We start from the raw sequence: 25,751 nt of genomic DNA, 5'->3' as shown, positions 1-25,751 counted from the left end.
CGCACTTATGAGACCCACTTTTGTTTACCGTATTGTATTAACACTTTTAATCGTACCCTTGATGCTATCATCGTGTAAAGAAGCCTCTTATCCCGGCTACCGCCTTGTGGAGAAGAAATTTGTGAAGGAAGTAAATGCTGACTGCTATCTTTTTGAGCATATAAAAAGCGGTGCTCATGTGTTAAAAATAGCCGCCGACGATCCCAACAAGACGTTCAGCATTGCATTCAGCACTATCCCGGTTAGTGATGGCGGAACGCCGCATATTATGGAACATTCTGTCCTTAACGGTTCAAAGAATTTTCCTGTGAAGAGCCCCTTTGACATACTGTTGAAAGGATCGCTGAATACCTTCCTGAATGCCATGACCGCTGATGATTTTACGGTTTACCCGGTCGCCAGCATGAATGACAAAGATTACTTCAACCTTATGCATGTATATCTTGATGCCGTGTTCAATCCGCTCATTTATACTGAAAAGCGGATATTCATGCAGGAAGGATGGCATTATGAGCTGACCGATAAGAATTCACCGCTTCAATATAAAGGTGTTGTTTACAATGAAATGAAAGGTGCATTTTCAAATGCGGAGCGCGAAATGTGGTACCAGATACAGAAGAACCTGTTCCCTGACAATGGTTACCGTTTTTCTTCGGGCGGGTACCCTACAGCAATTCCCTCTCTTACCTACGAAGATTTTATTGCCTTTCATAAAAAGAATTATCATCCTTCAAACAGCTACATATTCCTGTATGGAGATGCTGACCTGGCCAGGGAACTTGAATTCATCGACAAGGAATACCTGCAGAATTATGATAAGACCGAACCTCCTGCAAAGACTCAGCCGAATGCTCCTTTCACTGAAATAAAGGATCTGACAGCCGATTATTCAGTAATCGAAGGCGCTCCCTTAGAAAAACAAACGTACCTTGCTATGAACTGGGTGGTGGGTTCAGGTGCTGATCCTGTAACCAACAGTTGCCTTGAACTCCTGGGTAGCGTGCTTGTTGACCAGGAATCAGCCCCTATTCGGAAAGCCTTGCAGGAAGCAGGTATTGGCAGCGATGTATATTCTTCAAACAATACCCTGCTGCAGAATATTTTTTCCATTGTGGTGCAGAACGCAGATCCTGCCGATAAGGATAAATTCCGCGAAGTGGTGACGAATACACTTAAAAAAGTGGTTACTGAAAAAATAGACAGGGAAACTCTGAAAGGCGCCATCAATCGCATGGAATTCAGACTGCGTGAAGGCAATGATGCACAAAAAGGCCTGACTTATGATATGAGGTTGCTCAATTCATGGATGTATACCGGTGATCCGTTTGCTCCGCTTGAATATGAAAAAACGCTTGCTGTTGTTAAGCAATCCCTCACAGGAACTCTTCTGGAGGATATGATTCAGAAAGAACTGATCGATAATAAATATGGCCTTATTCTCACCCTCAAACCAAAACAGGGACTGGAACAGGAAATTTCAAATAAAATAACAGACGAATTAGCAGAGGCTAAAAAGAAAATGACGGATGCCGTGCTTGATTCAGTTGTTTCTGGTACTCAGAACCTCATTGCCTTCCAGAAAAAAGAAGACAGTCCCGAAGCTGTTGCCACTATTCCCATGCTCAAACTTGCAGATATTAAAAAAGAAGCTACCTGGTATGAGCCGGTGTATGATAAAGTAGGTACGGTGCCCCATGTATATTTTGACGTGTTCACAAATGGTGTCATCTACATGAATTACTGGTTCAATTTAGAAGTCCTTACCGAGGACAAGCTGCCTTATGCCGTTCTGCTCACCCAGCTTCTTGGAAAAATGGATGCAGCCAATTACACCTATGGACAGCTTGATAACGCCTTGAATATCAATACTGGCGGTTATAGTGCTTCACTGGCGTCATATATGCCGAAGCACGATGATAACAGTCTTCAGCCGTATATGAAGATCAATATAAAAACAACTCCGGATAAACTGGATACTTCTCTTGTGTTACTCGGTGATATTCTTACAAAAACCAACCTGGATAACAAGGATCGTTTGGGTGAACTGCTGAAACGTCTGCAGTCGCAACTTGAATCCAATGTTAACCAGAACGGATATGGTATTGCTGCTACCCGTCTTGAGTCATATTGTTCAAGGCACGGCGTGTTTGCCGAGAAAACAAGAGGACTCGATTACTACTGGTTTGTAACTGATTTAAGCCGCAATTACAATGAAAAATCAGATGAAATTATAAGGAATCTGAAAGAAGCCTACAATCTGCTGTTTACAAAAGCCAATATGATTGGTGGAGTAACCTGTGACAAAGAGGATTTCAAACAGTATTCAGCAAAGTTCGAAACCTTCTCAAAAATGTTGTCCGATAATCCTGTTTCATGCAATAACTGGAAACTCGAACCAAAGGAAATGAACGAAGGTATTCTTACTGCTTCTAAAGTTCAGTATGTTTTACAGGGATTTGATTATGAAAAACTCGGACTACCCTGGAACGGCAAGTGGTATGTGCTGAATCAGATCATGTCAACTGACTGGCTTCAGACCCAGGTGAGGGTAGTCGGCGGTGCGTACGGTGGTTTCAGCAGTATCAGTAAAAATGGTACGGTAACTTTTGCATCCTATCGTGATCCAAACTTGTCGGAAACCCTGAATAATTTTAAGGGTACAGTTAATTATCTTTCGAATTTTAATGCTGATTCAACGGCCATGACTCGGTATATTATCGGTACAATTGCCGACCTTGATTATCCGCTTACCCCGTCACAGAAAGGCGATCAGGCGTTCAGATGGTTCTTTGAGCAGGTAACTAAGGAAGAATTGCAGGCCGACAGGGATGCTGTTCTTGCAACTTCAGCAGCTGATATAAAGGGAATGAGTGCTGACATCAGCAAGATCATTGATAAACAGGTTTATTGTGTGTATGGCAATGACGCCAAGGTTTCGCAGAATAAGGCGTTGTTTAAGGCACTCGTGAAGCTTCAGAAATAGCTTCATCAGAGGAGAAAGGAGAGAGGTGAGAGGAGAGACTTACTCACCTCTCTCCTCTCATTTCTCACTTCTCACCTTCTTTATAACCAGGTGATCACACATTTCAGTTAAATCATTCGGCCATATACCGTCCCATGTAACCTCAATGGCAATAAGCTTTTTAGAATGATAATTTTCAGAGATCACTTCAATAAAATACCGGAATGTTTCTTCATGTTTCAGGTTCCCTTTGAACGAGTTCAATATGGGTGTAACAGTAGGCTTGAATTCAGTTGAGCTGTCAATTACGTAACCAAAATCAGCTATCCTTTCAGTCACAATATCGACGCCTTCTGGTGATGTTTCAGCCGGTGACCATACATAACGCGGAGGGACTGAGAACGGCACATTGATAAACTCCCCGTTTTCAAGCTTTGAAATTTTCGAAAGAAAGATCCTGCAATTCTTTATTATAATTTTTCCTGTGTTGATAACCCTCAGGTGATAATAAATCACACGGTGTCCGTTGTCAAGAATGGTAAGTTCGCCGTTTTTATCAAGGATTTCAATGTTGATGCGGCCGGGAAATAATTTTTCCGTTATTGTCTTTCCAAAAAGAGCTATAAGAATAATAGTCAGCAGTAATAACGATGTCAGTGCCTGAATAATAAGGCTCCAGATTTCAAAATTTGTCATATTCATTAACTTAACACCGGTTGTACGGCAAAAATAACCAACAGTTATAGTAAATCAGGGAAATATTAATCCGAACCTCAATGTGGCTGCAAGGCAGTTGCTTAATTTTGCCCCTGTTCCGGCAGGATTAATTATATACTGCATATCGGGTTGTATAAAAAAGTGAGAAAATACTGGAAGTTGCCAGGTAGATTCAATTGCAAGTTCATTGCCCGGGAAACCTTTCACAACTCCATAAGCCAGGGCAATTCCGGCATTATCGGTTCCGTTCCTGAAAAAAAGTCCGCTCACATTGATACCATATCCACCATAAAGTCTGCAGGGATTAAAGTGTTCAGGGCTAAGACCTAACTGGAGGAACATCTTAACCGATCGCTGTTGATTGTGCCAGATATCTTTTTCTCCAAGCAGGTAGATTCCGTAATTATTCCTATGCACGGAGTTGCTATCAAATAAATTGTAATCATCATCAAAGAAATGCTGATGACGATAAACTCCCGCTTTCAGCAGTAAAGGCAAATTTTCAGCGAAAAATGATTTCTGGAGTTCAAGAAAGAACAAAAATCCATCTTTCCGGGTGAAATCCCATTTCAGGTTATGGGGGTTCTTTTCAAAATCGGTGGGTTCGCCGTCAAAAACCGCCCCCAGTAAAGATAAAGAAGGGCTGATGTCCGTTTTGGCGAAGATTCCCATTGAGGTGAGCGGGAATATAGGTGCCGGAACGTTCGTGGAAACTGTGGGCAGAATGCCGAACGAACTGTTGAGAAATATGGAGGCAGCAGGGATATTTGCAATATTAACATTTAAATCCTGCAAGCCCATGCAAAGATCCGTATGTTCCCAGCTTTGCTTAAACCACAATTCCTGCAGATAAGTATGATTTCCGGCTTCAATATTGGAAAAAACCTGGTAATCGCCTGTGAGAGTAACTGATGGCTCACCGCCATGGGTATTGGCTGCATTAATAAAAAAGAATCCCCTTTTACCGATCCTCAGTTGAAGTTTCAGGTTTACAATGCCCAGGTAGGTTGATCCCTGGCTGATACCGCCTGCCAGATTGCTGACAACATCGCCGGTGTAAGAGAAACCCGCAGAAAATCTTTTTGCACTGTCATCAGGCTGGGCAATAATCAACGGCTCAAAACCCATATAAAGAAAAAAGAAAACCAGGCACTTTAATCGCATATGGATAAAGTTTATAGTTTGAAGTTTGATGTTTGAATAATATCATCAAACCTCAAACATCAAACCATAAAATTAGCCAATTTCTTTATGCCGAAGGTAGGGTGAAAGTAAAGGTGCTTCCTTTACCGGGTTCGCTTAAAATGAAGAACTCTCCTTTATTGGTTTTGATAAATTCTTTACACAAGGATAATCCTAAACCGGTACCTGTTTCACCATTTGTTCCGTATTCGGAATGGATGATAGTTTCGGAAAGTATTTCATCGATTTTATCCTGATTCATACCCGGGCCTGAATCAATGAAGGATACAGAAACGGATTTGTGGTTAGGAGTAGCTGTAATGGATATAGTCCCATCCCTGAAACTGAACTTCAGCGCATTATTGAAAAGGTTGCGGACAATGGTTTTGAGCATTTCAATATCGGCTATAACGGCAAGATCATCATCGCAACCTACATTAGCCTTTATATTCTTTACATTTAAAGGCTCTTTATTTAATTCAACCACTTCCTGGATAATACTTTGCAGTTTCACCATTTCCGGGTTGCACTTAATCTGATTTGTCTGCGATCGGGACCAGACAAGGAGATTGTTGAGCAAAAGGAAAACTTTGCGTGACGATTCATGGATCATCCGTATATAGGTGATCTTTTCCTTTTCGGTCAGTTGATTGTAGTTTTCCTTTAGTACTTCTGAAAATCCGATAATTGTGTTAAAAGGACTGACAAGATCATGTGAAATCAGTGAAAACAACCGGTCTTTTGTGTTATTGTACCTTTGCAATTCTTTATTCACTTCAAGCAAATGATCAGCCTGTAAATTTAGTTCGGCAGTCTTTTCCTTTACAGCCTTTTCAAGAAGCACTCTCTGTTTGTGAAGGTTTGCCGTTCTTTTGCTTACATAAAGCAAAACAGCTCCGAATATGGCCAGAACCAGGAAGATTCTGAACCATACGGTTCTGTACCACGGAGGCATTATCATCAGTTCAAGTTCTGTACCAACAGTATTCCATATTCCATCATTATTGCAGGCCCTGACTTGAAGTGTATATTTTCCGGGATCGAGGTTTGTGTAGGTTGCATATCGTGAAATTCCGGTATGCCAGGTGTTTTCAAATCCCTTCATCCGGTAAGCGTACATATTCTCTTCAGGATTTATAAAGTTCAAGGCCGCAAATGTGAAAGAAATAACCTTATCAGTATATTTCAGCCTGATCTTACTGGTATAGGTAATTTGCTTTTTTAATTCATCCGTGTTAAAAGGAGTCAGGAATTTATTATATACCTGGATACCTGTAATAACCACTGCAGGAGGTATTGTATTTAATTTGATTCTATAGGGATTAAACATATCAATTCCATGCATACCACCGAAATAAAGCTGGTTCGTGTTATTCCTGTAAACCTTCTGAAACGAAAATTCGGAGGATTGCAATCCGTCAGAGGTATTAAAATTGTGCACCTCATTCCCTGAAGTAAGACTTGATATTCCCGATAATGTACAGACCCATATGGTGCTGTCTGTACTGGTTATTCCCGTTACATAATCGTTTTCAAAAAGTCCCTGGAACCTTGTAAAATTATTGGAGCCGGCGTTATACCGGTTAAGTCCGTTTGATGTTCCCGCCCATATAATATGCTGATCATCTTCATAAACAGAAGTAACTAATTCCGATGTCAGGGTTGTTGTGTCTTTTACGCTAGAAAGATAATTTTGAAATTTTTGTTCTCCTTTTTTGAGCAAATTGAGACCCCACGCGGTGGCCACCCATATATTGTCATTATGATCAACAACAATGCTGAAAGGCCAATCATTGGAAAGTTGGTTATCAGCATTGTTAAAATGTATGAACCGGTTATTCTTCCGGTCGAATTTATCAACTCCTTTACCATGCACCGCCAGCCAAAGGTTTCCCTCCTGATCTTCATCGATTGATCGGATATCATTTCCTGCCGGTGATGACGGATTCAATGGATCGTTCATGAACGATGTGAAATTGTCCTTATCCTTTTCATATCTCTGGAGACCCCCGTTGTAAGAACCTATCCACATGGTGCCCTGGCTATCGCGAAAAATACAGTTTACCGATCCTTTGCCAATGCTTTTTTTATCATTGTCATGATGTTTGTAGGAGCGGATTTTATCAGCACTCCAATCGAATACATCCACACCGCCTTCATGATAGCCCATCCACAGGTTTCCGTTAGTTTCCTCATTCACTGCATTGACCTTTGGATTTGATGTGTGCCAGGATTTGTTTAAATTGTTGTCATAGTGCTGGAAACCTTTCAGATTCATACTGATTCCAAGGCCTCCGGGTCGATGGTAAATCCAGTAATTACCCTGTCGGTCAGGGAAAATGCCATAGACATTCGATTTTATACTTGTTTCATCGCCGGAAACCGGGTAATAACCTAAGAAATCACCATATTCAGGCTGAAAAATCTTGAGGCCTGTATAATCTATAGTCCAGATCCGGTGATGTTGGTCAATTGTGATAAAAAGGGCAAGTGATTCATCATAACTTTTGAAAGGAAACCGTATGACCTTATTGCTTGAAATGTCCATTTTCTGAATTCCGCCGCCCATGCAAGCCATCCATAACTCATTATCCTGCATGGCCAGACTTGCTATATTGATATTTTTCAAAATAGTGTCCCGGCCGGTTTTTCCTATTGTTGTTTTTACCAGGCCTTTATTAGATGACAAACTAATCCAGAGCCTGTTTTTATTATCAATCATAAAATCGTTTATGCCTGCATCCCCTGATTCAAATACCTGTTCAAGTATTTTGCTTTTTTCATTATATCGGAAGATCTGGTTTTGATTGCGTGTAAGGATATTACCCTCTGCATCGGTTGTAATCCTCTTAAAATCGTAGGATGCCAGCGGATTAACATCTCGCCGGCCTGCAACATATACAAAATTGTCCTTTTCCCTGTTATACCAGCAAAGACCGGCGGATGTGGAAACCCATAAACGGTTTTTATTATCAGCAAAAAGGTAATTAACTGTATTACCTGTGAGTGAAGTACTGTCATCTCTTATATGCCTGTATACGGTAAATCTGTAGCCGTCATATTTGAAAAGCCCGTCAAGTGTGGCAACCCAAATGAAACCAGTTGAATCCTGTGCAACAAAATTGATATTAGAATTGGTAAGTCCATCCGACTTATCAAAATACTTTACGCTTAAAGCAGGAGGTTGCCCGAATAGTCGCCAAGAACCCACCAGAAAAACCAACAATATAGTAATAAACCTCATCAGCGGCGGAATTTATCCAGGATATGTCAGGATGCAGTATGTTTTTTGTTGTGAATAGATATCTTTATGATTCTTGTTTTACGCAAAATGAGTGATTTAAGTTTGAATATTGAACCATTTCTTTTGTTATCGGCACGATTACCTGTGATTGATGTACGGTCGCCTGCAGAATATCATCATGCTCATTTCCCCGGAGCTGTAAGCATGCCGCTTTTCAGTAATGAAGAAAGATCGGTAATCGGTACACTCTATCTGCAAAAAGGCTCAAAGGAAGCAATGGTGAAAGGGCTCGAGTATATCGGACCCAGGATGAAAGATTATGCATTAGCCGGAAGCCGGATTGCTCCGGGCGGAGAAGCCTTGATGTATTGCTGGCGCGGTGGAATGCGCAGCAACAGCATGGCATGGCTCATGAATACAGTGGGTATCAGGACAAGCATATTAACCGGCGGTTATAAAACATTCAGGAAGTATGTCCTTGACTATTTCAGGAAGAATTTAAACCTGGTAGTAATCGGAGGTATGACAGGCAGTGGCAAGACAGCAGTTCTTGAATCGCTTGAAAGTAATGGGGCGCAGGTTATTCATCTTGAAAGACTCGCCCGTCATAAAGGATCCGTTTTCGGTTCCGTAAATATGCCTGAACAACCTTCATCGGAGCAATTTGAAAACGAATTGTTTGCCGGATTATACAAGCTCGATTATCAAAAGCCCGTATTTATCGAAGACGAGAGCCTTGCCATCGGAAAAGTTTTTATTCCGCGTGATTTATATGATCAGATGTCAGTGGCACGTTTTATTAACCTTGAAGTCAGCGTGGAAGCCAGGATAGAAATGTTGCTCGACAATTATACAGGAGGGGATACAACTCAGTTGGTAGACGGTGTGAGAAAACTCGAAAAGAGGCTCGGGAAAGAAAAAGCAGACAGGGCAATTGAAATGATCAAATCGAATAATCTGGCCGATGCCATTGCTATTGTTTTGAAGTACTACGATAAAATTTACAGCAGAAGTATGAGCCAGCATCAAAGAAAGGAAGCTCATGTAATGACAATCAACACATTTTCCGCTGAAGATATAGCCGACAGCATTATGAATACTATTGGAACATAATATTTTTACATATGAACGAAATACGACTAACCCAATTCAGTCCGGGCGCCGGTTGTGGCTGCAAAATTTCACCGGCTGATCTTAAGGAGATCATTAAAAGGGTTCCTGAATCATCTTCATTCGGAACATTACTTGTAGGTTGTGATACAAGTGATGATGCTGCTGTAATGGATATGGGCAATGGAACCGCTGTAATCAGTACGACAGATTTCTTTACGCCGATTACAGATGATCCCTGGGATTTTGGAAGAATAGCAGCAACGAATGCCATAAGCGATATATATGCCATGGGCGGAAAACCGTTGATGGCCATATCAATTCTCGGATGGCCGTTGGCAAAACTACCTGCATCGGTTGCTTCAAGGGTCATTGAAGGGGCATCGGAGGCATGTAAAGCGACCGGCATTCCTTTAGCCGGCGGTCACAGTATTGATATTTCCGATCCTGTGTTCGGACTTGCGGTAACCGGTATCGTTGAAAAGGAAAATATAAAAAGAAATAATACAGCCGGGGATGGCAATAAGTTATACCTGACAAAGCCTTTAGGTATAGGTATATACAGTACTGCGGCTAAAAAGGGAATACTGGATCAGGACGACTATCTTGCCTCGGTTTCATGGATGACCAGGCTAAATGATGCCGGATATGAACTGGGCAAAATGTCAAACGTGAAGGCCATGACAGATGTTACCGGTTTCGGTTTATCGGGCCACCTGCTTGAAATGTGTGAAGGAAGCAACCTGAAAGCCGTTGTTCGGTTTAGCAGCATTCCTGTTCTTCAAAAAACACAGTATTACATAGAGAAAAACTGCATACCGGGAGGGACCTACCGCAACTGGAAAAGCAACGGGCATAAAATCGGCGAATTGACCGAATTTCAGAAACTGATCCTTGCTGATCCTCAAACCAGCGGAGGCTTGCTCATTGCAGCCGATCCCGATCCTGCATTTGAAAATTTTGCCCGCCGGAATAATTTCATCGAAATCGGTTCACTTGAACCCTATAATGGCGGAAGTTATTTAGTAGTGGAGTGAACGAAAATTACCACCCCGACGGGGTGGGTATACCCCGACAGGGTGGTCAAACCACCCTGTCGAGGTGTACCCACCTCGACAGGGTGGAAAGGGTTGAATTTTTTTAGTTAACTGCAATTTCGTAAGCCGGCTTTTTAATGTAAGCTTCTTTCTTAGGAAGAGTGAGGAACAGTACGCCGTTTTCATATTTTGCAGCGATGTTGTCAGTATTCACTCTTTCACCGGTACGAAAAACTCTTTCACTACCGTAGTAGTCAAATTCACGGCTTTTATAATTTTCACCGTTTTCATTTTTGCCTTCCACACTTACACGTAACAGTCCGTTTTCATATTTAATATGAATATCTTCTTTATTTACGCCCGGCAGAGCCATCTCAATCCTGAATTCGGTTTCACCTTCAAATACATTGGAAGCAGGAACACAATTGCATTTTTCATCACGGTTTGCCAGGTTGTACGGGTTGTAAAAAGTTAAGTAAGCCATATCTCTAAATTTTATTGGTTATACATTGATTTTCTGATTAACCAATTTTCAAATTCAGTGCCAACTGAAAAACCGGACATTATGGCTGGAAAATTAGTTTGCATATGTCATTACGGCATAGTTTTATGGTTGCGATTTTATTTCCGGGCATATATGAGGCTTAAACCGCAGGTTTAAGCAAGGAGTTATTTACCATAATACCGCTCCTAACGGAGCTTTTGGGGATTCATGAATCTATTATCTACCATAATACCGCTCCTAACGGAGCTGGGCAGGAACAGAGCGCGACAGAATATGTGTGCTAAAATGCTTGATATTAGCGGGATTTAGCGGGAAAACATTTTTGAAGTATTGAAAGGGTTTCCGGACCTTCGTTAAAGAGGAGATCAATGATGCTTAAGTTGGGCCGGAAACCATATCTTTCACTGAAGGCCTGCTGGTAAGGTACCGGATGAAAACTTTCATCCCTCAGATCTGATTTGGGCTGTATGATCTTCCTGTAATCCGGGTCGGTAACAGGAGTCCAGTCTTCAGTAAATTTAACCGGCGTGGTTAAACCGATCCAACTGAACAGTAACTTCAACAGTTGCGTGTTCAGCTCAATAAGCCTGACGGTGGGCTGCTGAATCACCGTTTCTAGCTCATCAGCATAATACTCATAAAAAGGAGAAAGCCTGTACGCCGATTCAATGGCTTTGCAGTGAACCCTCTGCCAGTTGGTGGCATAATCAATTTCAACTTCACCAATAGGCATTTTCTGAAAATGAGTCTTCTTAACAGGAATCACAAGCGACTGTACACCGTTTGCACCATATATGCAACAACGGTTACGATATGACTGTTTCTGGTAATTTTCGTGTATCTCAATTAACGGTGAACCTGAAACAAACTTGCTTATATATTGAACAGGCGGGAGGTATGAAGTTGTAAGGATCATCAGAGTTTATTGATCATGCTGGCCAGGAAGCCGGCACCGAACCCGTTGTCTATATTCACAACACTTGTTCCGCTTGCGCAGCTCGTAAGCATGCCCAGTAACGCGGAAAGTCCCCCGAAATTAGCCCCGTAACCAACACTTGTGGGGACAGCGATAACCGGTTTGTCCACTATGCCACCTACCACGCTTGGCAAAGCGCCTTCCATGCCGGCAACCACAATATTCACACGTGCCTGCCTGATGAGATCCATTTTATTATATAACCGGTGAATACCGGCGACACCCACATCCACAATTCTTTCAACCCGGTTCCCGAATATTTCGGCTGTTATGGCGGCTTCTTCTGCGACGGGCAAATCGGAAGTGCCTGCTGTTATAACGGCGATATACGTTGGCGGGGCGGGCATTTCTTTTTTTCGGATGGATATAGTGCGTGCGATTGGATTATAAACTGCTTCAGGACATATGGACTGCACTTTCCTGTACATTTCATCGGTGACCCTGGTAGCTAATATATTATTATCACGGGTAAGCATGTATTCTATTATACCTGCCACCTGGTCCGGTGTTTTTCCCTGGCCGAATATAACTTCCGGGTAACCTGTCCGCAGTTCCCTGTGATTATCGATTGTAGCATAACCGAGTTCTTTCAATGACAGGTCGCGGATCTGAGCCAATGCCTCATTAATATCCACTTTTCCTTCCTTCACCTCATGAAGGAGTCTGCTTAAGTTTTCCTGGTTCATGACAGGGGTTTTTTAATTGCTTCATCATAACTTCCACTTCTGTAACCTTCTATATCAAGCGTTACAAATTTGTAGCCCAGTTCATGAAAATGAGCTGCAAGTCGTGACGTTTCTGCTTTCTGAATGAATTCAACAATCCGGCCTGATTCAATTTCAATGCGGGCTATATCTCCGTGATTCCTGACCCTGGAATTGGCAAATCCTATATGCGCCATGAATTGTTCTGCCCTGTCGATCCTTTCAAGTTCTAATGGATTGATATTATAATTATAGGGTAAGCGCGTAAGAAGGCAGGCATATGAAGGTTTTTCCGCAGTAATAAGTCCCATCTCCCTTGAAAGAACGCGGATATCCGCCTTTGTAAGTTCCGCATCAACCAACGGACTTACAATCCCCAGTTCGCGTAAGGCTTCCATGCCCGGGCGATGGACATTTAAATCATCGGCATTGCTTCCATCGACAAGCCTGAAAAATCCGCGTTTGCGGGCGGTGTCTTTTAAAATGCCGAACAAATGCTTTTTACACAAATAGCACCTGTTTTCCGGGTTATTCAGAATCTCCGGAATAATTGTGGTGTCTGCAATTTCATGGTTGATATGATGCTCCTTGCAGAAGTTAACAGCTTCCTCAATTTCGCGCGGAGGGATAAAAGGTGTATTTACCGTCAAAGCAAGAACCTGGTTCCCTGTAACACTTTTAGCAGCTGCAAGTAAAAACGTGCTGTCCACACCTCCTGAAAATGCGACGGCAACCGAACCGAAGTCCCGCAGAATATTTTCAAGTGCCGCATACTTCTCACGCAGGTTCATTGGCATCCCTGTGTTTTGTCAATGCTTTTTCAACCTCCTGGTAAACATGGCTCACCGGAATCTTTTTTTCGCGGGCGATTTTAATACAGTCATCATATTCCGGTTTCGACTTGATGCAAACTCCCTGGAAGAAGGCCGATTTAACCCTTACTTCACCGAAGCGTGTTGTAACATGCTCGGTTTTGCGTTCGAGCATTGTTTTATCAATTGTATATTTTCTGACGCCAATTGTTGAAGTCTCCCTGAACAGTACCTCATTCACCCGGTTTTCGGCTTCAGGAGTGCACAGAACGGAAAGCTTTACGGCAGGACGTGATTTTTTCATTATTATCGGAGTAATGAAAACATCTTTAGCGCCTGCAGAAAACAGGGAATCAATGATGTAATCGTAGAACTCAGGGTTCATATCGTCGATATTGCATTCGACAATAAATGAAGGTACTGTTTCAGTTTCGTCAGCCCCGGAGCTGTCACACATGAATGTTCTCAGAACATTCGGAATAGTTGAATCCTTAGTTCCGATACCATAACCGGTTTTGAGAATTCTGAAGTCGGTCTTATCTGTAAATTTATTCACACATGCGGCCAGAATGGCTGCCCCTGTGGGTGTGGTGGCTTCATAATCAACTGTGCCTTTGCGTATCGGGATGCCTGACAGAATTTCTGCAGTGGCCGGTGCAGGTACAGGGTAGATACCGTGGGCACAATTTACTGTACCACCGCCGAGCTCGACAGTTGAACACTGAATTTCATCCGGCCCCAGGAAATTAAGGCATAAAGCGGCTCCAACGATATCAACAATGGAATCAATTGCTCCTACCTCGTGAAACTGAACCTCTTCAACAGACTTATTATGAATTTTGGCTTCTGCCTGTGCGACTTTCGAAAATATCCGGATACTTAATTCCTTAACTTCAGGACCAAGTTTCGAACGTTCAATCATTTCCCTGATTTCCTTCCATGAATGGTGGTGATGGTGTTCACCATGTCCGTGATCGTGGTGGTGATGACCATGCATTTGAGAATGCTCCTGATCGGGCAACACCTGTACTCTGGTCCCTGATATTCCTTTCCTTATATCCCGTGTTACAATAAATTCATAACCATGTACGGGCAGCTTATCCAGTTCTGATTTAAACCATGCTATATCCACGCCTAGATCAATCAAAGCCCCCAGGTTCATATCTCCGGATATGCCGGCAAAGCAATCGTAATAAAGAATTTTCATTTGTTAATTTTCGCTGGTGAAATTAGGAATATTTTATCTTATTTTTTAGCAATCGTTTCAAACAACGTTAACCAGGGATTTTCAAGCTTCAGGCAGTTATTTAGATTCTTTCCAAATTTTTCAATACCGGAGAAAGTATGTAGCAAATTAGATATTTTTGACGGTGTGTTGTAATGGTTAGTAATTAATTCAATACAAAATGAAAAGAAGAGATTTTATCAGAAATTCTGTAGGTTTTGGAGTGTTATCCAGCGCAGCGCTTTCGATGGGCAATTTTGACAGGCTGATGGCTGAGGAAACCGATGCATTACAGCTGCCATACGATATGGTTGCTATTAAGGGCGGTGAAGCAGCTGAAATGTTTGAAAAGGGAATTGCATCGCTGGGTGGTATGAAACAGTTTGTAAAACCGAACCAGACTGTCGTTGTGAAACCAAATATAGGTTGGGATTCTGCACCTGAGCGTGCCGCAAACACCAATCCCCTGCTTGTTGCAGCCATTGTTGAAAGCTGCAAAAGGGCTGGTGCAAAGGCAGTATATGTATTTGACAATACTTGTGCCGAAGGTGTCCGCTGCTATAAAATGAGCGGTATCGAAGATGCTGTTAAAAAGGCCGGCGGTACAATGGTTTCAGGAAGAACTGAAGGATATTACCAGGAAGTTTCATTACCGAATGCCAAACGTTTGAAGACTGCCAGGGTTCATGAGCTTATTATAAAATCGGACGTTTTTATCAATGTGCCGGTTCTGAAAAATCACGGTGGCTCCACGTTATCGGTGGCCATGAAGAATATGATGGGCGTGGTGTGGGACAGGGAATTCTGGCACAGCAACGATTTGCACCAGTGTATTGCTGATTTCACCACTTACCGCAAACCCGATCTGAATGTGATAGATGCTTACCGTGTAATGAAACGCAATGGTCCCCGCGGTGTTTCTGTTGCTGATGTAGCCACCATGAAATACCAGATCATAGGTAAAGATATAGTTGCCATTGATACTGCCGCTGCTAAAGTTTTCGGAATTGATCCGAAGCAGGTGAAGCATATTGCCCTGGCGGAACAGCTCGGTTCAGGCACCACAAACATCGATGGTTTGAAAGTGAACAGAATAAGCATGGGCGCATGAAGCAAAAGCATTTAAAAATTTTCAGGGTTGTCTTTTCTCTTCTGCTTCTGTTAGGTATTACCAGTTTATTCGTTGATTTCAGGGAACTCATACCCACAGCATGGGCCGACAGGCTGTTATTCCTGCAGTTTGTTCCGTCGGTTATACAATTCATTACGGTACCAGCTGTATTGTCGGCAGGGTTTATCATCATTCTTGTACTTACAGCACTTTTTGGCAGGGTGTATTGTTCGTTTATTTGTCCCCTTGGGATTTTCCAGGATATTGTGTCATGGATATCCAAAAAGGCAAAGGTCATCAAACGCTATAAGTTCAGGAAGGCCCTCAATTACCTCAGGTACCCGGTTCTCGCGCTTGTTGTTATTTCCCTGCTTTTCGGAAGCATGTTCGTGTTGAATCTTCTTGATCCATACAGCAGTTTTGGCAGGATTTTCTCTGATATTGTCCGGCCCGGAATTATCGCTGCCAATAACGGACTGGCTTCCCTGTTTGAAAAATTCGACATGTATTTTCTGTACAGGCTTAATCTGGATCTTGTAACCTGGAAAACAGTTTTCATTCCTGCCGTATTGGTTATTGCTGTTGTTGTCCTGGCCTTTTATTATGGCCGTCTTTATTGCAATGCCATTTGTCCTGTAGGAACCGTGCTTGGATTTCTTTCAAGGTTTTCCGTTTTCAGAATCAGAATGGATAAAGCCACCTGTACCAAGTGCGGGAAATGTGCCTTTGCGTGTAAATCGACCTGCATTAACATTAAAACCCAGGAGGTAGATAATTCGCGTTGTGTAGCCTGTTATAACTGTATTGATGTTTGTCCCGAGAACAGTATAAAATACATGACAGGAAAAGGCAGCGCCAAAGCGGCTTTCAAGCCCGTTGCTGTTACAACCGACGATTCCAAGCGTGAATTCATCGGAAAGACTCTTGTGTACGCTGTTGCATTAACCGGTTTATCAGAAAAGGTTTTTTCTGCAGAAACAGAAGACAGGCCGGCAGGAAAGATAAAGAATCCGAAAAAATACCCTGTCACACCTCCGGGCTCAGTAAGTATCAGGCATTTCACCGACAGGTGCACGGCATGTCATCTTTGCATTTCGGTTTGCCCCACAAAAACATTGCAGCCATCTTTCCTCGAGTATGGTTTCACGGGAATGTCACAGCCACATATGGATTACGGTATTGAATACTGCAATTTCGAGTGTACAAAATGCGGTGAGGTTTGTCCCACCGGTGCCATTCTGCCCATCACTGTTGAGGAGAAGAAACTGGAGCAATTGGGTAAGGTGAATTTTGTAAAGACAAAGTGTATAGTCTACACCGATAACACTTCATGTGGCTCATGCTCCGAACATTGTCCGACTCAGGCTGTGAAGATGGTACCGTACAAGGATGATCTCACAATTCCTGAAACCGATACGGATATCTGTATCGGTTGTGGTGCGTGCGAATTCGCATGCCCGGTGAAACCTCACACTGCCATATTTGTAGATGGCAACACCGTTCACCAGGTGGCCAAAGCACCGAAAGTAGAAGAGCTGAAACAGGAATCATCGGATGATTTTTTGTTTTGAATTAATAGCCCCGGCCTTAAGGCCGGAGATGACTAATTTATACATTGCGTCCCGGCCTTAAGGCCGGCTATTCATGAGCCTCGACGAATACTGCATAAAATTTGTGTTTTTTGAAAAATAATTTGTAATATTGCGACCTGAATTTTTAAGGACGAACGATAAATTTTTACACACCATGGATTTAATTAAAGTTGCTGAAAATCAATTCACCGCAAAGAAAGAATATCCTGAATTCAAAGCCGGTGACACTATAACGGTTCATTATAAAATTGTTGAAGGAAACAAGGAAAGGATACAGCAGTATCGTGGTGTTGTCCTTCAGAGAAAAGGCGCAGGAGCATCAGCAACCTTCACCGTCCGCAAAATGTCGGGCAACGTGGGTGTTGAAAGAATTTTCCCCGTGTTTTCACCTTTCATTGATAAAATCGAATTAAACAAGCACGGTCGTGTTCGTCGCGCAAAGATTTTCTACCTGCGTAATCTTACCGGTAAGAAAGCCCGCATCCAGGAAAAGAGAATGAAACTGGTTGAAGGTGCTATATCAGCGGCAAAAGAATAGTTTCGACTTGTTTCGTGCCGAACCGAACTTGTCCTTATTAAGTCGGATTTGTAGCATGATAAAAACATAAAATATAAAAAGCGGGTTTAGGCCCGCTTTTTTTTTGGATGGGCCTGAAGGCCCGTAATTTAATGTTGGATCACGGACCCCGGCATGAATGCCGGGGCTATTCAATTGCTGGCCTGAAGGCTTGTGAAATGTTTTGGTACTTCATTCCCCGGCATGAATGCCGGGGCTATTTATATTACTCCGCCAGCAATTTATTACTCTGGTCCTGGGCGGCTTTGATTACAGCGTTGGCTTTGGCATCGGCTTCCTTGATCACTTTCTGAGCTGATGTTTCGCCTTCCTGCTTAATCTTCTTAGCCGTTTCCTCGGCCAGTTTTTTCGATATCGGATCTTTTGCCTTCTTCACCAGGTTATCCGCATTGGTATTAGCTTCTTTTCGGATTACATCGGCGCCTGCAGCAGCCTTAGCCCTTATCTGGTCTGCTTCTTTCTGAGCCTGTGCCATTATTTTATCCACTTCAGCCTGGGCAGCAGCTCTTGCCTGTTCTTTCTTGGCATCCACCTGTTCCTGGACAGCCTGTTTCACTTCTTCCTTAATGGCATCTTTTGCCGACGCCGAATTTTCAGCCATGTCCAGGCCAATCTTCGGATCTTTAAAGTTACCGGTTACTTTCGCCTTAATGTTCAGTGTCTGCAACGGGTCAATCTTTAACCCGGCACCTGAAGCCTTGCTGATGAGGTTGTCAACTGCTTTGTTTGCTGCGGCACCCAATTCTTCACGCGGAATATTGATGCCAATGGTGTAATTCATATTCTGATCCAATCCCTGGTCGCCGCCGATCAGCAATTTCGCTCCACCTACACTGGTTTCAAAAGGACTTACCATCAGTTTGCCATCACGGATATTAAAATCGACTCCGAGCTTTTTAAGGATCATATTATCAAATGCCTTTGTATTCAAGGCATTGCCCAACTTATTGAATGTTGCAGAACTCTTGATTCCCAATGCATCCGATGAAACTTTTCCTTTACCTACAATGGACTGAAGCAGGGGCATCATATTCTTATCGAGTATGGATGAAAATTTCATGCCAAGAGAAACCTTACCGACTGCCTTGCTCGCAATGGGTGCAAATTTCTGCAACGTAGTGAATGCTGAAAAAGCGGAAGGCACATCAATGGCTGATGCAGTGAAATCGAAATCAACCATCGGATTTTTAACATCCTTTGTATTGTATTCACCATTGAGTTTCATCGAACCATCGAGCATGTTCAGGCTTACACCGTCGAGTATTACCCTGCTGTCTTTTACAAGTATGGTTCCTATAGTGTTTTCAATTTCAAGCTTATCATAATACATTTTATCGATGCGTGAAACCAGCTTGAAATCAACATTTGCAGGAACTTCAAATACAGTGAGAGGAACGGTGTCCGATTCAGTTGTGGTTTCTTCAGTATCCGTCAGGAATTCATTCAGGTCAAGGACACCTGATGTGAAGATGAAATTACCTTTAATGGTTTCGTCTTTAAAAACATAAGGAAGGAAATCTTCCAGCTTTCCTGAAAGGTGAAGATCACTTTTCCCCATTGTGGCATCAAAATTCTTCACATCCAGGTATTGGGGTGAAAAGGCCAGTGATGACTTTGCAATAGTGAGATCTTTTGGAAGATCGGGACTCTTATACAGAAAATCGGTAATCTCAACTGCCCCGTCAGCCCTGAACTTATCGTATTGGTTGTTTTCAATATACGACATATTACCCATGAAATCGAGCGAGGCTTTAATTTTACCGGTAAGCGTGGTACTGTCGAGCGGTATGACATCATTGATTGTTGCCAGGTCAAGATCCATTTTCAAATTACCGTTCAGATACATATCACTCATCGGTGTTTTTATGTTCAGACTCATATCCACAGGGTTCCCGCCCAACTCGACATGAAATTTATTGATGTCTACCGTGGTGTTATCATATTGCACGCCGTCAAAGAACAGGTTCATATCCACGGCAATGTTATCTGCTGATTTCGGCAGGTCAGGATATTTGAATTTACCATTTTGCACAAGCATATTAAGAACCACATTGGGCATGCTTTTTTCATTATAGGTACCTTTAACGCTGCCTTCCATCTTTACATTTCCCGATGCCTGCAATCCTTTGTAATCAGCCATATAAATGGCCGGGACCAGGGAAAGCAGTGATTTGAAATCAGCTTTATCCATGCCGTATTTAATATCCATCGTGATGTCTTCATCATTTGGCATTGCCATATTTCCTTCGAATCGCACAAGAAGATCATTCAATGTGAGCGCATTTTCCTTAAGCACATATTTTGAATTCTTCAGATCGGCGTCCACATCCATATTCAGCGTAACTGCCACATCTTTCATATAACGTATGCCTTCATAGACAAAATTGAAGAATTTGGCATTAGACTGGAAGGACAGGGTAGTGAAGTCCTCTGAAAGATCCCCGTTCATGACGAAATTGAGATCATCCAGTGCGGCGTTCATTTTACTGCTGTCGTCGTCATACCGCACATAGGCATGATTGATCGTGAATTTTTTAAGCTGTACCTTCATTGTGGATGAAGATGTATCGGTTTCCGCTTCATCTCCGGTATCTTTCATTATATCCCAGTTCACTTTACCGTCAGGCCTTACCCATGCATGAACGCGGGGATTTTCTATCGAAATCTTCCTGATTTTTATGTTCTCCATTTTAATGGCGCTGATCAGATCGGCCACAACCTCAACCGATTGCGCCTGGAACAGTGTATCACCTTCAAAATCGTTGACACCGGCAATGTAAAAGTTCTTTAATCCGACAGAAACGTTCGGAAATGAACGGATCAATGACAATGACAGATCGAAATCCGTTTTAGCATTCAGGGTGCTGTTTATTTCATCCTTGGCGAGTTTCAGGATCTTGCCCTTGAAAAGCACAGGAACAGAAACAATCAGTACCAATAACACAAGAATTACAATACCTGTTATCTTCAGAATCTTTTTCATGATAGGTGCAATTAGACGGTTATTCAATTTAACTGTTAAGACAAATTTATCACAATCGTAAATAGAATTCTTTTTACGTCAATAATATTACGATAGTTTTTATAATTTAGAAACCCGATATCTTTTTTATACCAAACAGGTATTCCATTTTCACTATTATTAATCTTTTAAAATTATACTATGGTTATTGCAGTTGATGTAGGCGGAACCAATCTGAGGGCCGGCAGACTTGACCAGGATAAGATCATTGTTCAGAAAGCCATTCCGCTGAGAGATAAGGAAGTATTACAGAAAACGATTGATCAGCTTGTGGGACTTATCCGTTCGGTTATGGATAAGGATATTACAGGGATAGGAATCGGTGTTCCTTCTGTTGTAGACCTGGAAAATGGCATTGTGACTGATGTTACCAACATAGCCTCGTGGAAAAGAGTGGAATTGAAGCGTATCCTTGAAGAAGAATTCAAAATTCCCGTTCGGGTTAACAATGATGTGAACTGTTTCATTCTGGGAGAGCATCGTCATGGTGTTGTGAAGGGTTTTAAAACAGTTGTTGGTTTGGCCATGGGAACGGGACTCGGCGGCGGTGTGATTATCAATAATGAATTATACGCTGGTAAAAATTGCGGTGCCGGTGAATTCGGGCTGGTACCTTACCTTGATGATTGCATTGAAAATTATTGCAGCAGCTGGTTTTTCCATAATAAGTACAATACGACCGCACTGACTGCTTTTCAGAAGGCCGGAGAAGGTGATGACGAAGCACTGAAGAGTTGGAAAGAATTCGGGGTGCACCTGGGCAATGCCATTAAAACGGTTATGTACACTTATGATCCGGAAGCCATAGTGCTTGGAGGATCATTAAGCAACGGGTATAAGTATTTTAAAGATTCAATGCACGAAGTGATGAACACCCTTGCTTTTCCTGAATCGGTAAAGAAACTGAAACTTTTTGTATCCGATAATCCCAATATAGCTCTTCTTGGTGCTGCATCTCTCATCCAATAAATAAATCATCCTATGAAAAGTCTGCGCTCAATTAACCTGCTGTATATTTCGGTAATAGCGGTTGTTTTGGTTTCCTGTTCGGGGAAACAGTCATCCCTTCATGAAAGGATCAGTCTTGCTGATAACTGGAAAGTACAGAAATCGGGAGCTCTGAATGAAACGACAGGGTCAGCTCTTTCTGCTACCGGTGTGAATACTGATTCATGGTATGCAGCCAGTGTGCCTTCAACCATAATGGGTGTGCTCACAGCAAACGGCCTTTACAAGGACATTTTTAAGGCTGACAGTATAAAAAATGTGGATACCGCGCAATTCAGGCAATCGTGGTGGTACCGCACCGAATTCGCACTCCCGGCGGTTAACGAAAAGCAGCATATCCGGTTGTTTTTTGACGGGATCAGCTTTTATGCCAATATCTGGCTCAACGGAAAACAGATTGCTTCAAAGGATTCAACTTATGGTATTTTCAGAACATTTTCCTTTGATATTACAAAAGTAGTGAACAAGGAAACCAATGTTCTGGCTGTTGAAGTGTTCAGGCAGAACAAAGGGGACCTGGGTCATGGTTTTGTCGACTGGAATCCCGCACCTCCTGACCGCAATATGGGTTTGTGGAGGCCTGTATACATTGATATTACAGGCGATGTAGCGATTAAAAACACATTTATACATTCAGATGTCAATACCCAGACCCTTAATGAAGCGTCTCTTACCCTGACGACAGAGGTCACGAATTCTTCCGGTAAGAAAGTAAGCGGTGATCTAAAAGCAAAGGGTGATGGAATTGAATTCAGCATACCGGTAAAACTGGAGCCCGGTGAAAGTAAAAAGATTACAGTAACACCAAAGGAAGCGGAATCACTTCATATTACGAATCCAAGATTGTGGTGGTGCAATGGAATGGGGAATCCTGAATTGTATAAACTGTCACTTCAGTTTAATTCCAATAATTCGGTTTCCGATCAGAAAGATATAACATTCGGTATCCGCACGATTGAAGCCTATACTAACGCCGGCGGACATAAAGGATTTAAGCTGAATGGCAGGGAAGTGCTCATCAGGGGAGCGGGATGGACAGATGACCTGTTTTTCAGGGATACTCCGGAATCGGATGAAATCCAGGTTCAGTATGTGAAAGACATGAATCTGAATACAATCCGCTTTGAGAATGTATGGGGAAAAACAAGTAATATCTATGATTTGTGTGACCGTTACGGACTGCTTGTTATGGTTGGCTGGAGCTGCCAGTGGGAGTGGGAAAACTACCTGGGCAAACCCTGCGATGATTTCGGCGGAATTTCTTCGGAAAAAGATATGAACCTGGCTGTAGAATACCTGAATGACCAGATCAGGCTTCTTCAGAACCATCCTTCGGTTTTCGTCTGGATGCTGGGAAGCGATATGTTACCTCGACCGGCACTTGAAAAGAGATACCGCGACCTGATCTCGTCAATTGACGACCGTCCTTACCTGGGCGCAGCCAGTTGGAGGAAGAGTGAAGTAAGCGGAAACACAGGTGTTAAAATGAAAGGCCCCTATAATTATGTGGGACCCTCATACTGGTATATCGATTCAGTAAACGGCGGTGCATACGGATTCAATACTGAAACAGGTCCCGGACCGCAGATTCCGGTTTTGGAATCTCTTGAAAAGATGATTCCTGCCAATAAACTTTGGCCAATCAATGACATGTGGAATTTCCATTGCAATCCTTCCGAAAGCTTCGGAGATCTTTCAATATTTAATGGGGTCCTGAATCGCAGGTACGGACAAGCCTACAACCTAAAAAACTATTTACTCAAAGCCGATGCCCAGGGGTATGAGGCAATGAAAGCCATGTTTGAGGCTTTCAGGGTTAATAAGCCAAATACAACCGGAATAGTACAGTGGATGCTGAATTCGGCATGGCCCTCGTTTTACTGGCAGCTTTACGATTATTACCTGTTGCCTACATCAGCCTATTTTGCCGCAAAGAAAGCAAATGAACCGCTTCAGCTTGTATATAATTACGGTAACAACCAGGTTTACGTGGTTAATGAATCATTGAAATCACTTGCCAGGGCGAAAGCCGGTATAAAAATGACCGACCTTAACGGAAAGGAGATTCTGACAGATGAAGTGGCTGTTAATGTCGATCCTGATCAATCGGCATTTGTATACAAACTACCCGACTTCAAAAACATCGTTTTCCTTTCATTAACCCTGTCGGATGAGAGCAATAATGTCATAGCATCGAATTTCTACTGGCTTCCGGGCGGACCTGATATATATGACTGGCAAAAGACTGAATGGTATTACACTCCCATCAAAACCAGCGCCGATTTAAAACCCCTGAACTACCTGCAGCCTGTGGCACTTGAGATTTCAGCTGACCTTAAGGAGAACAGGACCATTGAGGCAACCGTTAAGAATCCGTCAAAAAATGTGGCTTTTCTTGTAAGTTTTACTGTTAAGGATACAGCCTCTCACACAGTTTTCCCAGTATTCTGGAATGACAATTATATAAGCCTGTTACCGGGTGAGACAAAAATTATCCAATGCAAACTGCCGGAAAAGATTTCAGGGGATTACACGCTTGATTATTCGGGATGGAATGTGAATGAACAACATATAAAAATGAAGCTATGAAAAGAAATACGGTAATGGTCATTCTTGTACTGGTGACCTTTTTTGTGATCTCATTTCTTACCAATATTTTAGGGGCCATTAACCCGAATGCCCAGGCAGATTTCAATCTTAGCCTGTCGCTTGTCGGATTTCTTCCTTTCTCTATTTTTCTGGCATATGGTGTGATGTCGATACCTGCCGGTCTTCTTGTTGAGAAATACACTGAGAAGCCGGTGATGATAGGTGCATTTATCCTTGTTTTTTGTGCAGCCCTTTTGTTTTCGGTATTTCCGGGTTTTCGCATATTTCTTGTCTCGCTTTTTACAATCGGGCTTGGTTTTGCCATGCTCCAGGTTATCATTAACCCGTTGCTCAGAACATCGGGAGGAGAAGCCAATTTTGCTTTTTATTCCGCTATGGCACAGCTTGTATTCGGACTGGCATCCTTTCTCAGTCCCCAGTTGCACTCATACCTGATGCAGAATGTGCATTCGGGTCATGCTACAGGCCTGGCTAAAATGCTTGAAAACATGGTACCTGCCGGATTGAAATGGGTTTCAATCTACTGGGTTTTCACTGCTATTACTTTTCTGATGATCCTTTTCATCACATCCCTGAAATTTCCGAAGGTCGAACTCACCGATGAAGAGCGTATTGAAGTGGGCAGTACACTGCGGTCGTTGCTGCGGAATCGCACTGTGATCCTGTTTTTCATTGGCCTTTTTGCCTATGTGGGTACTGAACAGGGCATTTCATACTGGATTTCAAAATTTTTGCAGACCTATCATGGTTTGGATCCCGATATCCAGGGTGCCCATGCCGTATCGTATTTCTGGGGGCTGATGACAGTGGGCTGTTTCCTGGGGATGTTCCTTCTTAAGATTTTCGACAGCAAAAAAGTGTTGTTTGCATTTGCCATAATGACGGCTTTGGTCCTTCTTACTGCCTTGTTCGGAAGCATGAAGGTAGCCATTGTGGCATTCCCGGTTTGCGGCTTTACCATTTCAGTTATGTACCCGATCATTTTTTCGCTTGGATTGAATTCAATACCCAAACATCACGGAACTTTCGCCGGTATCATGTGCACCGGTATTGTGGGAGGAGCAATCGTACCTCTGGTAATCGGAGGAATAGCACAGTTAATAGGCCTCAGGTTTGCCATGCTTTTCATTCTTGTAACCCTTGGTTACATTTTTAGCATCAGCATCTGGGCTAAACCAATTATTAAAAATAAAACGGTTTTCAGCGAGCCGAAAATTTGAGAATAAGTTCGTCATTGCGAGGAGCGTGACAAAACCATGATTATAATTAAATAGTAATAGTCGACGAAGCAATCTGCCAGAACAGGCAGAACCTTGCCAAGACAGACAATTCAAAAAGGTAGTTTGTCTTGGTAATG

General features: G+C 42.6%; 18 protein-coding genes. 9 read left to right on the top strand and 9 right to left on the bottom strand.

Annotated elements, in window-relative coordinates; translation table 11 throughout:
• Positions 1-7: 7 nt before the first annotated feature.
• Complete coding sequence (locus VK179_12275) at positions 8-2,983, top strand: insulinase family protein (protein ID HLO59513.1); 2,976 nt, start codon at positions 8-10, stop codon at positions 2,981-2,983.
• A 57-nt stretch (positions 2,984-3,040) separates the two neighbouring features.
• Here the strand turns inward: VK179_12275 and VK179_12270 are convergent, their stop codons facing one another.
• The 3 genes from VK179_12270 to VK179_12260 form a co-directional block, all read right to left on the bottom strand.
• Positions 3,041-3,658, bottom strand: a complete 618-nt coding sequence (locus VK179_12270) for a hypothetical protein (protein ID HLO59512.1) — start codon at positions 3,656-3,658, stop codon at positions 3,041-3,043.
• Between the two features lie 54 nt (positions 3,659-3,712).
• Complete coding sequence (locus tag VK179_12265; protein ID HLO59511.1) at positions 3,713-4,843, bottom strand: carbohydrate porin; 1,131 nt, start codon at positions 4,841-4,843, stop codon at positions 3,713-3,715.
• Positions 4,844-4,928: 85 nt separating this feature from the next.
• On the bottom strand, positions 4,929-8,105 hold the full coding sequence (locus VK179_12260) for a two-component regulator propeller domain-containing protein (protein HLO59510.1): 3,177 nt from the start codon (positions 8,103-8,105) through the stop codon (positions 4,929-4,931).
• A 66-nt stretch (positions 8,106-8,171) separates the two neighbouring features.
• Here VK179_12260 and mnmH point away from each other — a divergent pair, with 66 nt between their 5' ends.
• Together mnmH and selD are read left to right on the top strand one after the other, a co-directional pair.
• Entirely contained in the window at positions 8,172-9,218 is a 1,047-nt protein-coding gene (mnmH, locus tag VK179_12255) for a tRNA 2-selenouridine(34) synthase MnmH (protein ID HLO59509.1), read from the top strand.
• 11 nt (positions 9,219-9,229) lie between these two features.
• The gene (selD, locus tag VK179_12250; GenBank protein ID HLO59508.1) at positions 9,230-10,252 is read left to right on the top strand and encodes a selenide, water dikinase SelD; all 1,023 of its coding nucleotides are present in this window, start codon (positions 9,230-9,232) and stop codon (positions 10,250-10,252) included.
• Positions 10,253-10,355: 103 nt separating this feature from the next.
• Here selD and VK179_12245 read toward each other — a convergent pair whose 3' ends face one another.
• The 5 genes from VK179_12245 to larC all read right to left on the bottom strand — a co-directional run bounded on the left by VK179_12245 (position 10,356) and on the right by larC (position 14,456).
• Entirely contained in the window at positions 10,356-10,736 is a 381-nt protein-coding gene (locus VK179_12245) for an Hsp20/alpha crystallin family protein (GenBank protein HLO59507.1), read from the bottom strand.
• 316 nt (positions 10,737-11,052) lie between these two features.
• Positions 11,053-11,673 (bottom strand): WbqC family protein, encoded by a 621-nt coding sequence (locus tag VK179_12240; protein HLO59506.1) that lies wholly within the window; start codon positions 11,671-11,673, stop codon positions 11,053-11,055.
• On the bottom strand, positions 11,673-12,419 hold the full coding sequence (gene larB / locus VK179_12235; GenBank protein ID HLO59505.1) for a nickel pincer cofactor biosynthesis protein LarB: 747 nt from the start codon (positions 12,417-12,419) through the stop codon (positions 11,673-11,675). Before larB ends, VK179_12240 begins: the two co-directional genes overlap by 1 nt.
• Complete coding sequence (gene larE / locus VK179_12230) at positions 12,416-13,234, bottom strand: ATP-dependent sacrificial sulfur transferase LarE (GenBank protein HLO59504.1); 819 nt, start codon at positions 13,232-13,234, stop codon at positions 12,416-12,418. Before larE ends, larB begins: the two co-directional genes overlap by 4 nt.
• Complete coding sequence (gene larC, locus VK179_12225; protein HLO59503.1) at positions 13,215-14,456, bottom strand: nickel pincer cofactor biosynthesis protein LarC; 1,242 nt, start codon at positions 14,454-14,456, stop codon at positions 13,215-13,217. Before larC ends, larE begins: the two co-directional genes overlap by 20 nt.
• A gap of 199 nt (positions 14,457-14,655) precedes the next feature.
• Here larC and VK179_12220 point away from each other — a divergent pair, with 199 nt between their 5' ends.
• The 3 genes from VK179_12220 to rplS all read left to right on the top strand — a co-directional run bounded on the left by VK179_12220 (position 14,656) and on the right by rplS (position 17,715).
• Entirely contained in the window at positions 14,656-15,585 is a 930-nt protein-coding gene (locus VK179_12220; protein HLO59502.1) for a DUF362 domain-containing protein, read from the top strand.
• Positions 15,582-17,156, top strand: coding sequence for a 4Fe-4S binding protein (locus VK179_12215; protein HLO59501.1), 1,575 nt, complete (start codon positions 15,582-15,584; stop codon positions 17,154-17,156). The genes VK179_12220 and VK179_12215 overlap by 4 nt, the downstream gene beginning before the upstream one ends.
• A gap of 175 nt (positions 17,157-17,331) precedes the next feature.
• On the top strand, positions 17,332-17,715 hold the full coding sequence (gene rplS, locus VK179_12210; GenBank protein ID HLO59500.1) for a 50S ribosomal protein L19: 384 nt from the start codon (positions 17,332-17,334) through the stop codon (positions 17,713-17,715).
• Positions 17,716-17,959: 244 nt separating this feature from the next.
• Here the strand turns inward: rplS and VK179_12205 are convergent, their stop codons facing one another.
• Positions 17,960-20,737: an AsmA-like C-terminal region-containing protein gene (locus VK179_12205; protein HLO59499.1), complete on the bottom strand. Its 2,778-nt coding sequence runs from the start codon at positions 20,735-20,737 to the stop codon at positions 17,960-17,962.
• 180 nt (positions 20,738-20,917) lie between these two features.
• On the opposite strand from VK179_12205, the gene VK179_12200 reads away from it, so the two are divergent.
• The 3 genes from VK179_12200 to VK179_12190 are packed head-to-tail and all read left to right on the top strand — an operon-like array spanning position 20,918 to position 25,614.
• Positions 20,918-21,745: an ROK family protein gene (locus tag VK179_12200; GenBank protein ID HLO59498.1), complete on the top strand. Its 828-nt coding sequence runs from the start codon at positions 20,918-20,920 to the stop codon at positions 21,743-21,745.
• 12 nt (positions 21,746-21,757) lie between these two features.
• Positions 21,758-24,373 carry a beta galactosidase jelly roll domain-containing protein gene (locus tag VK179_12195; protein ID HLO59497.1) on the top strand — a complete coding sequence of 872 codons (2,616 nt, stop codon included), beginning with the start codon at positions 21,758-21,760 and terminating at the stop codon, positions 24,371-24,373.
• Positions 24,370-25,614, top strand: a complete 1,245-nt coding sequence (locus VK179_12190) for an MFS transporter (GenBank protein HLO59496.1) — start codon at positions 24,370-24,372, stop codon at positions 25,612-25,614. Before VK179_12195 ends, VK179_12190 begins: the two co-directional genes overlap by 4 nt.
• Positions 25,615-25,751: the final 137 nt, after the last annotated feature.

This window comes from Bacteroidales bacterium (assembly GCA_035299085.1).
Lineage (GTDB): Bacteria > Bacteroidota > Bacteroidia > Bacteroidales > UBA10428 > UBA5072.
Note: the sequence above shows the minus strand (reverse complement) of the source record. Positions and strands in the feature narration are given on the sequence as shown.